Origin of the sequence: Leucobacter muris, assembly GCF_004028235.1 — a bacterium.
Taxonomy (GTDB): domain Bacteria; phylum Actinomycetota; class Actinomycetes; order Actinomycetales; family Microbacteriaceae; genus Leucobacter; species Leucobacter muris.
Map to the genome: position 1 here is coordinate 154082 of NZ_CP035037.1, position 14142 is coordinate 168223.

8 protein-coding genes and 2 pseudogenes are annotated in these 14142 nt (G+C 69.6%); all 10 read left to right on the forward strand.

Translation table 11 applies throughout. The features are described from left to right. Positions 1-215 precede the first annotated feature (215 nt). Complete coding sequence (locus Leucomu_RS00725; protein WP_017884247.1) at positions 216-836, forward strand: DUF4956 domain-containing protein; 621 nt, start codon at positions 216-218, stop codon at positions 834-836. After that, on the forward strand, positions 833-1633 hold the full coding sequence (locus tag Leucomu_RS00730; RefSeq protein WP_017884248.1) for a polyphosphate polymerase domain-containing protein: 801 nt from the start codon (positions 833-835) through the stop codon (positions 1631-1633). The genes Leucomu_RS00725 and Leucomu_RS00730 overlap by 4 nt, the downstream gene beginning before the upstream one ends. Next, the gene (locus Leucomu_RS00735) at positions 1630-3069 is read left to right on the forward strand and encodes a carbohydrate-binding domain-containing protein (RefSeq protein ID WP_128386019.1); all 1440 of its coding nucleotides are present in this window, start codon (positions 1630-1632) and stop codon (positions 3067-3069) included. The genes Leucomu_RS00730 and Leucomu_RS00735 overlap by 4 nt, the downstream gene beginning before the upstream one ends. 124 nt (positions 3070-3193) lie before the next feature. Next, positions 3194-4579, forward strand: coding sequence for a glycine--tRNA ligase (locus Leucomu_RS00740; RefSeq protein ID WP_128386020.1), 1386 nt, complete (start codon positions 3194-3196; stop codon positions 4577-4579). A gap of 236 nt (positions 4580-4815) precedes the next feature. After that, positions 4816-6072, forward strand: coding sequence for a CPBP family intramembrane glutamic endopeptidase (locus Leucomu_RS00745; RefSeq protein ID WP_228407152.1), 1257 nt, complete (start codon positions 4816-4818; stop codon positions 6070-6072). Next, positions 6065-7453 (forward strand): hypothetical protein, encoded by a 1389-nt coding sequence (locus Leucomu_RS00750; protein ID WP_128386022.1) that lies wholly within the window; start codon positions 6065-6067, stop codon positions 7451-7453. The genes Leucomu_RS00745 and Leucomu_RS00750 overlap by 8 nt, the downstream gene beginning before the upstream one ends. Before the next feature lie 662 nt (positions 7454-8115). Continuing rightward, the gene (locus tag Leucomu_RS00755; protein WP_128386023.1) at positions 8116-11394 is read left to right on the forward strand and encodes an SdrD B-like domain-containing protein; all 3279 of its coding nucleotides are present in this window, start codon (positions 8116-8118) and stop codon (positions 11392-11394) included. 66 nt (positions 11395-11460) lie between these two features. After that, positions 11461-11727: pseudogene (locus Leucomu_RS00760) on the forward strand (transposase); the annotation flags it as partial. Between the two features lie 92 nt (positions 11728-11819). Beyond that, on the forward strand, positions 11820-13073 hold the full coding sequence (locus tag Leucomu_RS00765) for an IS256 family transposase (RefSeq protein ID WP_228407350.1): 1254 nt from the start codon (positions 11820-11822) through the stop codon (positions 13071-13073). Next, positions 13058-14107 (forward strand): annotated as a pseudogene (locus Leucomu_RS00770) (IS256 family transposase); the annotation flags it as partial. The gene Leucomu_RS00765 and the pseudogene Leucomu_RS00770, both read left to right, overlap by 16 nt. Between the last annotated feature and the right edge of the window lie 35 nt (positions 14108-14142).

Genomic DNA, 14142 nt, shown 5'->3' on the forward strand with positions numbered 1-14142 from the left:
GCGGCCGATCCGCCTCGTGAACCCGCCCGACTCGCCGGGCGATCCCGGCCGGCCGCGTGCGATCCCGCCCGCCCCGGCAGCGCCGCCGATCCGCCCCGAGAGCTCCTACCCGCCTCGCAGTCGAATCATAAGGTCCGCATAACTCCGTTCGCTGGAATGGACGCAGTCGGGATCCCCTCGCGGTCGCCGACTCCGTTCGACGATAGGAGCTCGGCGTGTCCGCCCCCAGCCTGACCCTCATCGCTGTCGACCTGGTCGCAGCGCTCATCCTCACCCTCGGCCTCTACTACCCGAGGCACCGCCGCAGAGACCTCGTGGTGGCGTTTCTCGGCGTGAACATCGGCGTGCTGGCGGTGACGTCGGTGCTGGGCGGCACCGAGATCGCGGCGGGGCTGGGCCTCGGCCTGTTCGGCGTGCTGTCGATCATCCGCCTGCGGTCGTCGGAGATCTCGCAGCGCGAGGTGGCGTACTACTTCTCGGCGCTCGCGATGGGGCTCATCGGAGGTCTCGCGACCGACTCGCTGCTGGTACCGGTGGCGCTGATCGTGATGATCCTGGCGGTGATGTGGTTCGCGGATCACCCGGCGCTGCTGGCGCGCAGCCGGCATCAGGTGGTGCGACTCGACCGTGCGATCGCCGATGAGGGCGAACTGCGCGGCGAGCTGGAGCGCAGGCTCGGCGGCCGGGTGACGTCGATGACGGTACAGGATCTCGACTTCGTGAACGACACGGCGCTCGTCGACGTGCGGTACCGTCTGCCGCAGCCGACGCGGGGTCGACTCGTCGCCCCGCTGCGCACGCGCGCGGTGCAGATCGCGTCGGGGGAGGCGCGGTGACCCCCGTGGAGCGGTCGACGGAGCGCTTCTCGGAGGTGACGCTCGGCGAGCTCGTCGCCGACGCCGAACTGCTGACCCGGGTCGACCGCAAGTACCTGCTGCCCGCCGACGACGCCGTGACGGTGATCCGCGGCCTCGACGCGAGCACCCGCGTGCTCGACGTCGACGGGGCGCACGGCTGCGACTACGCCTCGGTCTACTTCGACACACCGGACCGCCTGAGTTACCGGCTGGCGGCGCAGCCCCGCCGGCGCCGCTTCAAGCTGCGCACCCGCGCCTACGCCGGCAGCGGAGCCGCGTTCCTCGAGATGAAGACCCGCGGCGGGCGTGGTGCGACGGTGAAGGAGCGCATCCCGTATGCGGCGCGCGACCTCGACCGGCTGACGGCCGAGGGCCGCGTGTACGCTGCCGAGTCGCTCGCGAGCATCGGCCTCGATCCCGGTCTCGACGCGCAGCTGCGCCCCGCGATCACCACCCGATACCGGCGCACGACGCTGCTGCTCGGCGACGGCAGCCGGGCCACCGTCGACACCGGCCTCCTCTGGCTCGACGCCGACGGGCGGCGCCTGTCGCTGCCGGGGCACGTGATCGTGGAGTCGAAGTCGGTGGGGCACGTGACCCCGCTCGACCGGGCGCTGTGGCGATCCGGCCACCGCCCCCAGAACATCAGCAAGTTCGGCACCGGCACCGCCGCGCTGCACCCCGAGTTGCCGGGCAACAAGTGGGCGCGGCTGCTCCGCGGCCCGTTCGCCTCACCCCGGCAGACCCATCCGCATTCCCCGAAGGAGCGACCATGAAACGCCAGATCCTCGCCGCCGCCGCGATCGCCCTCTCGGGCGCCCTGCTCGTGGGGTGCGCGGCCGCGGCCGACGAAGCCGAGGCGCCGACCGCGGCGGCCTCGGTGTCGGCCGGCGCCGACGTCTTCTCTGGCGACCTCAGCGCCGAGGAGGTGCTCGCCGCCAACGCCGACTACACGACCGTGAACGACGACGAGTGGTCGGCCGCCGACGCGGTCGACATCGAACTCTCGGGATCCTCGGCCTCGTCCTCCGCGGCCGGGGTGGGCGTCGACGAATCGACCGTCACCATCACCGAGGCGGGCGTCTACCGGGTGAGCGGTGCCCTCGACGGGCGGCTCGTGGTCGCCGCCCCCGATGACGCGCTCGTGGTGCTGATCCTCGACGGCGTCGACATCGACAACACGGCCGGACCCGCGATCGAGGTGCAGAGCGCCGACGACGTGGCGATCAACCTCGCCGACGGCAGTGAGAACACGGTCTCCGACGCCGCGTCGTACGCCGACGACGCCACCGCGAACGCCGCGATCGACGCTCGGGCCGATCTCACGATCTCGGGATCCGGATCCCTCTCGGTGCACGGCAACGGCAACGACGGGATCTCGAGCACCGACGACCTGGTGATCCTGTCGGGCGACCTCACGGTCACCGCTGCCGACGACGCGCTGCGCGGGAAGGACGCGCTGGTGGTGGAGGGCGGCGCGCTCGCGCTCGCCGCCGGCAGCGGCGACGGGCTGAAGAGCGACCAGGAAGAGGATGAGACGCGGGGCTACATCCTCGTGACCGGGGGCGACATCGACATCACCGCCGGCGATGACGGGGTGCAGGCCCAGACCGACACGGTGATCACGGGCGGCACGCTGACGGCCGCGGTGGTCGACGACGGCGTGAAGGGCGAGGTGACCGTCTCGGTGGGCGGCGGCGACATCACCGTGACCGAGTCGACCGAGGCGATGGAGGCCGTGAACATCGGCATCTTCGCGGGTGTTCTCGACCTCACGGCCTCGGACGACGGCATCAACGCCTCGGGCCTCAACACGGGCGGCGCGGATCGGGAGACCGACACCGGCGAGCGCCTCGAGATCTCGGGCGGCACGATCACCATCGTCGCCGGCGCCGACGGGCTCGACTCGAACGGCACGATCGGCATCTCGGGCGGGGACATCGTCATCACGAGCGCGGACAACGGCGGCGACATCCCGGTCGACGCCAACGGAGAGATCACGGTGACGGGCGGCACCGTCACCGCGAACGGCGCCGAGTGGGATCCGGCGACCGCGCAGCAGGGCCCCGGAGGCATGGGCGGGGCCGGTGCGCCCGGCGGCATGCCGGGCGGCGATGGCTCGGGAGCCCCGGGCGGCCCCGGGGCGGGCGGCTTCGGCGGCACGCCGCCCGAGGGGGCCGACGGCATGGCGCCGGGTGCGCCGGCGCAGTAGCCCGCCGCACCCGGTCGCCGGCCCCGGCGCTTGGTGCACCCGAGGGCGTAGGATGGTCGGATGCGCCGGGCCCCGCGCCCGGCGCTTCCCAAGATCCCCGCTTGCCCCTTGGAGTGAATCGAACATGGCTGAACAGTCCCGCCTCGACAAGGTCATCGCCCTCGCCCGCCATCGCGGCTTCGTCTTCCAGGCGGGTGAGATCTACGGCGGTTCGCGCTCCGCATGGGACTACGGCCCCCTCGGCACCGCGCTGAAGGAGAACATCAAGCGCCAGTGGTGGAAGACCATGGTGCAGAAGCGCGACGACGTGGTCGGCATCGACTCGAGCGTCATCCTGCCGAGGCAGGTGTGGGAAGCCTCGGGCCACGTCGAGGTCTTCAGCGATCCGCTGGTCGAGTGCCTCAGCTGCCACAAGCGCCAGCGCGAGGATCACCTCATCGAGGCGTTCGAGGAGAAGAAGGGCCGCGCCCCCGAGGGCGGCCTCGCCGAGATCGTCTGCACCAACTGCGGCGCCCGCGGCCAGTGGACCGAACCGCGAGCCTTCTCGGGCCTGCTCAAGACCTTCCTCGGCCCCGTCGACGACGAGTCGGGCCTGCACTACCTGCGCCCCGAGACCGCTCAGGGCATCTTCGTGAACTTCGCGAACGTGCTGCAGGCGGCGCGCATGAAGCCCCCGTTCGGCATCGGCCAGATCGGCAAGAGCTTCCGCAACGAGATCACGCCGGGCAACTTCATCTTCCGTACCCGCGAGTTCGAGCAGATGGAGATGGAGTTCTTCGTCGAGCCGGGCACCGACGAGCAGTGGCAAGAGTACTGGATGAACGAGCGCATGAGCTGGTACACCGACCTCGGCATCGACCCCGAGAATCTGCGCTTCTACGAGCACCCGAAGGAGAAGCTGTCGCACTACTCGAAGCGCACCGCCGACATCGAATACCGCTTCGGCTTCCAGGGCAGCGAGTGGGGCGAGCTCGAGGGCATCGCGAACCGCACCGACTTCGACCTGTCGACGCACTCGAAGCACTCGGGCAAAGATCTCAACTTCTTCGACCAGACCAAGAACGAGCGCTACACGCCGTACGTGATCGAGCCGGCGGCGGGTCTTACCCGGTCGCTGATGGCGTTCCTCGTCGACGCGTACCGCGAGGAGGAGGTGCCGAACGCGAAGGGCGGCACCGACAAGCGCACGCTGCTCGCGCTCGACCCGCGCCTCGCCCCGGTGAAGGTGGCCGTGCTGCCGCTCAGCCGCAACGAGAAGCTGTCGCCCCTCGCCCGCGAGATCGCGCAGGATCTGCGCGACGACTGGAACGTCGACTTCGACGATTCGGGCGCGATCGGCCGCCGCTACCGCCGTCAGGACGAGATCGGCACGCCGTTCTGCGTGACGGTCGACTTCGACTCGCTCGACGACAACGCGGTGACCGTGCGCGAGCGAGACACGATGGAGCAGCAGCGCGTGCCGCTGGCCGAGCTGCACGGTTACCTCGCCGCGCGGTTGCGCGGGGCGTGAGCGAAGACGCGGCAGCGTTTTCGCCGCGCCGCGGCGCCGCTACTGCGGCGGCCCACGGAGCGAAGCGAGGGGTAGGGGCGTGAGCGAAGGCGCGGCAGCGTTTTCGCCCGGCCCGGCTCGACGGGCACGGCGGTTTCTCCCGAGACTGTCAGAGGTATGGGGCAGGATTCTGTAGCAGCAGGATCCCGCCTCGATCTGTGCGCCGAGCGATCGTCGGCGAGAAGAAGGAGACATCCATGAGCGTCCCAGAGCAACCCGCGCCGCAGCAGTCGGCGCCGCAGCAGTGGGCGTGGGCGGCTCCGGCGCCGGTGATGCAGACGGTCGAGACCGAGCCGCTCGAGTACCACCGCCTGCTGCGGGGTGTGGCGAACTATCGCTGGTGGAAGCCGCTGCTGCTCCTGCTGCTCGCGGGTGTCTACTTCGGCGTGTTCACGGTGATCCTGGCGGTCGGTTTCGTACCGCTGATGATGGCGGGCGATCCCGAGTACCTGAACGACCTCGCGTCGGGCAGCACCGAGATCATCGACACGCAGCGCCCGTTGTCGGTGCTGATGAGCATGCTGTCGATCATCGTGATGCTGCCGGCGGTGATCCTCGCGATGCTCACGCTGGGCATGCGCCCCGTGGGCCGCGTGTGGTCGGTCGCGGCGCGGCTGCGCTGGGGGCTGCTGCTGCGCCTGCTCGGGGCGGCGGTGCTCGCGCTGATCGCGATGACGGCGGTGGGCATGGCCGCCGAGATCGGCCTGCAGGCGATCGTGGATCCGGCGGCGCTCTCCGAGCCGCCCGCCGAAGCGGATCGCGCGTTCGACGTGAACGCGGCGCTGATCTCGCTGGTGCTCGTCATCGTGCTCGTGCCGGTCCAGGCGGCGACCGAGGAGGTGGTCTTCCGCGGGCTGTTCATGCAGGTGCTCGGGGCGTGGCTGCGCAATCCGTGGTTCGCGATCCTCATCCCCTCGGTGGCCTTCGCCATGGCGCACATCTACGATTTCTGGGGTCTCGCGGCTGTGGGGCTGATGGGCGTCGTCGCGGCTTGGCTGACCTGGCGCACGGGCGGCCTCGAAGCGGCGATCGCGATTCACATCGTCAACAACCTGGTCGGCTTCGGCTTCATGGTGACCGGCTTCGGCGGCGAGACCGCGCAGACCGCCGACGGCGGCAGCGCGGGCGGCCTGCTGGGCGAGATCGTCGGGCTCGGGGTGTTCGTCTGGCTGGCGCTCAGGATCTTCCGCAAGGGCGGTCACGGGCGCTCGCGCATCGACCTGGTGCAGGTGCAGGCGCCGACGCTGCAGCCGGCGCTGCCGACCTCGCCGCAGATGCAGTCGCAGTCGCAGCCGCAGCCGCCCATCGCGGGGCAGGGGGGCGCGGCGGCTCCGCAGGCTGATGCGGCCGCGCCGCCATCTGCAGAACCGCGGGAGCAGCCCGCGGAGCCGCAGTCGCCCGCAGTAGAGCCGCAGTCGCCGAACCCGGGGTCAGAGGAGCAGCAGCGTGGTTGATGTCTACGTGATCGGCGGTGGCCTGCCCGAGCTGTCGGCGGCTCTCGAACTGGCCGAGGTGGGCCTCTCGGTGCGCACTGGCGACTGGCCGATCGAGGGCGCGCCTGCCGCGGTCGCTCGGGCCCGCGCCGAGGCGGTCGGCGGAGCCGACGCACTGCCCGATCCCGACGGCGTGCTGCGCGAACTGCTGCAGCACATCGCCGCGCCTCTCTCGCAGGGCGGGCACGTGAACGACGAGGTGCGCGCCGTGTCGGTTGCGCCGAACCCCGTGCTGCTGCGCGGCATCAAGCAGGAGTGGGTGCCGCAGCCCGTTCCGGCGGCCCTGGGCATTCCCGCGGTGCCCATCTCGTCGCACGCGGTCGCCGTGCTCGGCGGTCGCGCCGCCGCGCGGGCGTACCTGGATCGGGTGAAACCGGTGCTCACGATCGGCAAGGCGCACTCGCTCGGCGAGCTGGTGCGCAGTCGCCTTGGCGAGGCGGTCGTGGAGCGGCTGGTCGACCCGTTCGTGCGCGAACGCTTCGGTCTCGCCGCCGACGAGGTCGAGGTCGCTGCGGCGGTGCCCGGCCTCAACGAGGCGCTCACCCGCGCGGGGTCGCTCTCGGGTGCGGTGCTGGCCAACGCCGATCGTGATGTTGCACGTGAAACCGCGGTGGCGCCGGTGGGGGGCTGGCCCGCAGCGTTCGCAGAGCTGAAACAGCGGCTCGGTCTCTACGGGGCGCAGGTCGCCGCGGCGACCGTCACCGCCGTCGAGCGCACGGGCGATGATGTCTGGCGCGTCGAAGAGGTCGACGGCACGGTGACCGAGGCGCGCGCGCTCGTGGTGGGGGTCGATGCATCGTCGGCTCGCGAGGCCCCCGCTGTGCTCGAAACCGCGGGCGTGCTGTCCGAAGCGCTGCACGACGTGCTGCCGACGCGCTGGCGCATGGAGGCCCGGGTCGCCCTCGCGGCGGGCGCCGACGGACTCCCGATCGGTGACGAGACCGCGCTGTGCGCGGTCGAGCTCGCCGACGGGCAGCACTGGGCGGTGCGCGTCGAACCTGGCGGCGCACGCCGGGCGCGCCTCTCGGGGCCCGTGATCGAGGGGGTCGACCTCGAGGGCGTGCCGAGTGAGGGGCAAGTGCAGCGCTCGGTGAGCGAGGCTCTCACGGCCGTCGGACTGGCCGCGGCCGGCGGTGTGGAGGCGGTGCTGCGAATCGCCCCCTACGCGTCGATCGAGCAGCGCGAGGCTGCCGAGCGCCGACTGGGCGCCGCGCGCGAAGCGACGCACGACCTGCTGGCGGTGGGCGAGGCGCTGCACGGCGGCTCGACCGCGAGCGCCGTGGCCGACGCGCGCACGCAGGCGGTGCTGCTGCGACGGCGCTTGGCGGGCATCGCCGACTGACCGACTTCTCGACGGGTGGCCTGGGTCGTTCTCGGCGCATGGCCGCTCCCTGGGCGCGTCGCCGTTCCTTGAGCCCGCCGCGGTTGCCTGGCGCGTTCCCACTCCCTGAACCGTTCCCTGAGCGCCGCCGGGACTCCCGGAGGCTGCTCCCTGAGCCTGCCGAAGGGAACGAACACCCTCCCCGAGCGGTCAGAAAGTGCTGCGCTTTTGCGGTCCTTGAGCAGTTTTTGACCTCTCGATGGGGTGGTCTGCGACGGTTCCCCGGCGCGGCCGCGATTCCATGAGCGGGTCGCGGTTCAGTGAGCGCGTGCCCGGCCCCTGAGCCTGTCGAAAGGAACAAGCGCCCCGAGTGGGCAGAAAGTGCGGTGTTTCTGCGGCTCGCGAGCTATTCTTGCCCACTCGGCAGGGGCAGGTCGGGGCTCCGTGCGCGCGTGCGTGCTCTCTGGGCGGGAGATGTGGCTCAGGAGGCGCCTGGGGCGGCGGGTGGCGTCCTCGCCTCCGGGGTGAAAAACGCGCCGAACAGGGTGATTGTTCCCTGTGCGCGGCCTATGCCCCGTCCCCGCGTGGCTACGATTGGGCAGAACCGGGTCGACTGGTGCGTTGAGGGGAGCGACGCGACATCGGTAGTGCCGTGTGTCGTTCGACCTTGGGAGTGCTCTTCGATGCGTGCTGTGGGTGTGGGCCGCGAGAGCCGTCGCGCCGTCGTGAGGCGGGTGCTGTCGGGCGTCGCGGCGGCGGCGGTGGTGGCGGGCGGCCTGGTCGCGGTGAGCGCGCCAGGCGCGACGGCTGCACCGGGCCCCAACCCGTACACCGACGTGCGGGTGACGAAGAAGTACGACGGCACTGGGCATGGCACTGATGCGGCGTCGTTCGTGAACACGGCGAACGGGTTCAGCCCCGGCGACGATGGCCCGAGCGACGGGGTGGTGTCGTCGGGCGACGTCGTGGGGTACGAGGTGGAGCTGAAGTTCCAGGCCGGCCCGAAGCGCACGGTCGCGGTGTCGATGGGCAGCGCCGCGTACCTGCGCTGGTCCGAGGGCAAGGCCGAGTTCTGCGCGCCGGTGCCGGGGGTCTCGGTGCAGGTGAGCGGCAACTCCTGCCTGTTCACGATCGAGGAGGGTGCGGCGGCGAGCGTGACGCGCACCCTGCTGATGACCGCCTCGGATGCGCAGGGGTTGGCGCGTACCGAGCAGAAGTTCCCGGTATCGGTCGGCATCAGCGGCCAATCGCCGTACGCCTCGGTGGAGACCGAGGCGGTGACGGTGGTGTCGGCGCCGCAGGCTGATCTCACGATCCGCCCGAGCGCCCAACTGTACGCGTACGAGGGTGCGGCGTCGGGCGGGTTCACGATCACCCCGCGGGCGCTCAAGCGTGAGGGGTTCTCGCCGGTCAAGGGAGTATCGACGGGCATGCAGTGGGAGGCCCGCGTGAACGTGTCGGCGTTCCCCGAGGGCACGACCTGGCGGCTCGGCACTCAGGCGGTGACCCCCGTCGACGGCTGGCTGACGCTGAAGTACTCGGGGGAACGTCAGCTGAACTTCACGGTGCCGGGCGGCTGGCCCGAGCAGGACGAGGGATCCACGGCCGTCTACGACGTGTGGATGGAGGTGCCCGGGAGCGCATTCAGGTCGACCGATTACCTGAACAACGGCGACGGCTGGCAGCCGGGCACGGGCAAGCCCCAGAGCTGGTCGACGTACGATCCGAAGACCGGGTCCATCGGCGGCACCCCCTACCCGAACAACGACTACTCGGCGGCGCGGGTGTACCGGCCGATTCCGGCGTCGGGCGAGCTGTTCAGCAAGCGGGTGGCGTATCCCTACACCGGATCACAGTCGAAGTTCGAACCGGGCAACATGCAGTGGGCGGCGGCCTCGTCGACGGGATACTCGAATGCGGGCAGCCCCTGGCAGCTGGCGGCCGGCGCGCAGTTCCGGCAGGAGCTGTCGGTGCTCACCACCGCAATCGAGGTTGGACCTGGCGACCCGGCCCCGCAGATCGTGGTAGCTGACGAGTGGGATCCGGGCTTGCAGCGGGTGGACGGTTTCGTCAACGTGACCGGCCCCGACGGCACCCCCGTGGACCCGGCGTCGTATCGCATCTTCTGGTCGACGACCGAGACGGGCGACCCGATCGCCGATGCGTCGGTGACGCAGGGCTGGGTGGAGCAGGAGGAGGCGCCGGCGGGCGGGCGCGCGATCAGGGTCGTCTTCGCCGAGGGCGCCCTGCCGGTGCACGACCAGGCGGGCGCGGGCGCGTTCACGGTGACGGTGCCCGCGAAGATTCGCGAGAGCGTCAAGCCGGGCGACGGGCCGGTGGTGCAGGACGTGATGCGGGCCCGGGTGGGCGACGGCGACATCGCCGGCGTGACGGGCGCGGTGCAAGTGGTGTTCCCCGTGATCCCCACCCTGCAGGTCGAGCACACCGTCGCGAACCCGCAGACCCCGCCGGGCAGCACCGCCTCCTATCGGGTGAGGGCGCGTGTGGTGAACCCGCCGATCCCGGCGGCGGGGTTCGCGGCCCGCGTCGAGGTTGAGGCGGATCGGTGCGTCACCGACCCCGTGAGTACCAACCCGGCCTGGCAGCTGACCGTGATCCCCGCCGAGCCCGGCCCGTCGGGGCGTGTCTGCGGCGATCCCGAGTCGACTCCGGCCCGCCTCGTGTTCACGCCCGCTGAGGGCCTGATCGCGGGTTCGTACCAGGACTGGAACAAGACCGCCACGCTGCCCGACATCACGTACGACGCGAAGGCCACGTACACCGCGCGCGACACGATCGTGTCGGCGGCGACGTTCTCGCTCGACGGCGCCGAGCAGGTGCTGCCGGCGAGCGCCGAGGCGCGCAGCACCGTGCCCGAGCAGCTCACCGCCGCCGCGCGGGTGAGCGTGGTGACGCCGCAGCAGGAGATCGAAGAACCCCTCACCTGGCGGGTCGATCTCGCCGCCACCCTCAACGGCACGGGGCACACCGAGACCGTGATCGCGCTGCCCCGCAACGGCGACGGCGCCGCCTACCAGAGCCAGGTGCCCAACTGGACCGCCAGCCCCAAGACGTCGAGCTTTCAGGGCAGCCTCGCGCTCACCGGAGCGGGTTTCGGGGTCGAAGACACCACCGACGGCGCCGAGGTGTTCTTCACGGTGACCGCGAACCCCACCCTCAACCCGGGCGACCCGAACTCGGTGTGGCACCCGGTCTCGCAGGCAGGCCAGGGCGGCGTGCCCCCGCTCGCCGGCGCGACCGCGCTGAAGGTGCGTCAGCCCGCGAACGGCGCCGGCGAGAACGCGGCCCTGAACGTCACCCTGCAGCCGACCGGCAACCGGCAGGGCAACAACTACCTGCTGTGGGCGGGTAGAACGATCACCGACACGGGTGTCGAAGCCGCACCCGTGCCCTGGCCGGCGCGCGCACAGGTGGTCATGGCGAGTGCGAGCGGCACGGTCTGGAATGACGTGAACAACGACGCCGTCATGCACGCGACGGAGCCGAAGGTGCAGGGGGCATCGGTCGGTCTGTATCGGGTGGTGAACGGGGTGATCGAAGACGCACCGGTGCGCACCGCGGTCACCAACGCGACCGGCTACTACAGCTTCACCGGGCTCGTGCACGGCGACTACGTCACCCGCGTCGACCAGCGCGGGCCCAATCTCCCTGCACACCTCACCAGTTACTACGGCCAAGACCTCGCAGTCGACCCCACCTTCTCGTTCATCAACCGCAGATTCGCCAACGCCGCCGAGCAGTCGACGGTGTTCACGCTCGCCATGGGCGGCGCGCAGAACGGTGTGAACTACGGCTTCCACGCCGCCGAGCCCAAGGTCGACATCGACAAGAACGAGGCCAGCCTCGCCTGCAACGACACCACCGGTGTCTGCGACGTGGCCTGGCAGCTCACGCTCACCAATCTCGGCAACACGCGGGACTGTCTGAATAATGGTGTGTGAGGGTCCGGCCTGATCCGAAAGGAGATGGCCGTGGCTGACACGACCACTGTCGTTGTTGACGACGAGATGATTGATCCCGTGACCGGGGAGATCATCGATCAGAAAGAACTCGCAGAACGCTTGCTCGCGCAGGCGAAGGAGCAGGGCGTGAGCCTGACGGGGCCGGGCGGCCTGCTCAGCCAGCTCACGAAGAACGTCCTCGAGACCGCGCTGAATGCCGAGTTGACCGAGCACCTCGGCCACGAGCACGGCGGGACCCCAATCGGCGAGAACATGCGTAACGGGACGCGGGTCAAGACGGTGCTGACAGAGATCGGCCCCGTCGAGATCGAAGGGACTGTCTGAATAATGGTGTGTGAGGGTCCGGCCTGATCCGAAAGGAGATGGCCGTGGCTGACACGACCACTGTCGTTGTTGACGACGAGATGATTGATCCCGTGACCGGGGAGATCATCGATCAGAAAGAACTCGCAGAACGCTTGCTCGCGCAGGCGAAGGAGCAGGGCGTGAGCCTGACGGGGCCGGGCGGCCTGCTCAGCCAGCTCACGAAGAACGTCCTCGAGACCGCGCTGAATGCCGAGTTGACCGAGCACCTCGGCCACGAGCACGGCGGGACCCCAATCGGCGAGAACATGCGTAACGGGACGCGGGTCAAGACGGTGCTGACAGAGATCGGCCCCGTCGAGATCGAAGTCCCGCGAGATCGAGACGGGTCGTTCGAGCCGGTGATCGTCCCCAAGCGGAAACGCCGACTGGACGGCATCGATCAGATCGTTCTGTCCCTTTCCGCTCGGGGGTTGACGACCGGTGAGATCGCTGCGCATTTCGACGAGGTCTATGGGGCGAAGGTCTCCAAGGACACGATCAGCCGGATCACCGAGAAGGTCGCCGGGGAACTCGCCGAATGGTCGAGCAGGCCGTTGGATGCGCTCTACCCGGTGATCTTCGTCGACGCGATCGTGGTGAAGGTCCGTGACGGGCAGGTGAGGAACACCCCGTTCTATGTCGTGATGGGCGTCACCGTGAACGGGGAACGCGACATCCTCGGCATCTGGGCCGGTGACGGTCAGGAGGGTGCGAGGTTCTGGCTGCAGGTGTTCACCGAGCTGAAGAACCGGGGTGTCGAGGACGTGCTCATCGCGGTCTGCGACGGGCTGAAGGGTCTCCCGGAGGCGATCAACACCACTTGGGAGCAAACGGTCGTCCAGCAGTGCATCGTCCATCTGATCCGCAACAGCTTCCGCTACGCCGGGCGGCAACACCGCGACGCGATCGTCCGTTCCCTCAAACCCGTCTACACGGCCCCGTCGGAGCAGGCGGCGAAGGATCGGTTCGAGGAGTTCGCCGCCGAGTGGGGCGGACGGTATCCGGCGATCGTGCAGCTCTGGAAGAACAGCTGGGCGGAGTTCGTGCCGTTCCTCGAGTATGACGTCGAGATCCGGCGGGTGATCTGCACGACCAACGCGATCGAGTCAATCAACGCTCGCTATCGGCGCGCCGTGAGAGCTCGGGGGCACTTTCCCAACGAGGCCGCCGCGCTGAAATGTCTCTACCTCGTGACGCGGTCGCTTGACCCGACTGGCGGCGGAAGGGCACGCTGGGTGATGAGGTGGAAGCCCGCGCTGAACGCGTTCGCGATCACCTTCGCCGGACGGTTCGAGAAAACCACTCACGAATGAAAACCGCCGGATCCCACACACCGTTTATCGGACAGACCCAGATCGAAGTCCCGCGAGATCGAGACGGGTCGTTCGAGCCGGTGATCGTCCCCAAGCGGAAACGCCGACTGGACGGCATCGATCAGATCGTTCTGTCCCTTTCCGCTCGGGGGTTGACGACCGGTGAGATCGCTGCGCATTTCGACGAGGTCTATGGGGCGAAGGTCTCCAAGGACACGATCAGCCGGATCACCGAGAAGGTCGCCGGGGAACTCGCCGAATGGTCGAGCAGGCCGTTGGATGCGCTCTACCCGGTGATCTTCGTCGACGCGATCGTGGTGAAGGTCCGTGACGGGCAGGTGAGGAACACCCCGTTCTATGTCGTGATGGGCGTCACCGTGAACGGGGAACGCGACATCCTCGGCATCTGGGCCGGTGACGGTCAGGAGGGTGCGAGGTTCTGGCTGCAGGTGTTCACCGAGCTGAAGAACCGGGGTGTCGAGGACGTGCTCATCGCGGTCTGCGACGGGCTGAAGGGTCTCCCGGAGGCGATCAACACCACTTGGGAGCAAACGGTCGTCCAGCAGTGCATCGTCCATCTGATCCGCAACAGCTTCCGCTACGCCGGGCGGCAACACCGCGACGCGATCGTCCGTTCCCTCAAACCCGTCTACACGGCCCCGTCGGAGCAGGCGGCGAAGGATCGGTTCGAGGAGTTCGCCGCCGAGTGGGGCGGACGGTATCCGGCGATCGTGCAGCTCTGGAAGAACAGCTGGGCGGAGTTCGTGCCGTTCCTCGAGTATGACGTCGAGATCCGGCGGGTGATCTGCACGACCAACGCGATCGAGTCAATCAACGCTCGCTATCGGCGCGCCGTGAGAGCTCGGGGGCACTTTCCCAACGAGGCCGCCGCGCTGAAATGTCTCTACCTCGTGACGCGGTCGCTTGACCCGACTGGCGGCGGAAGGGCACGCTGGGTGATGAGGTGGAAGCCCGCGCTGAACGCGTTCGCGATCACCTTCGCCGGACGGTTCGAGAAAACCACTCACGAATGAAAACCGCCGGATCCCACACACCGTTTATCGGACAG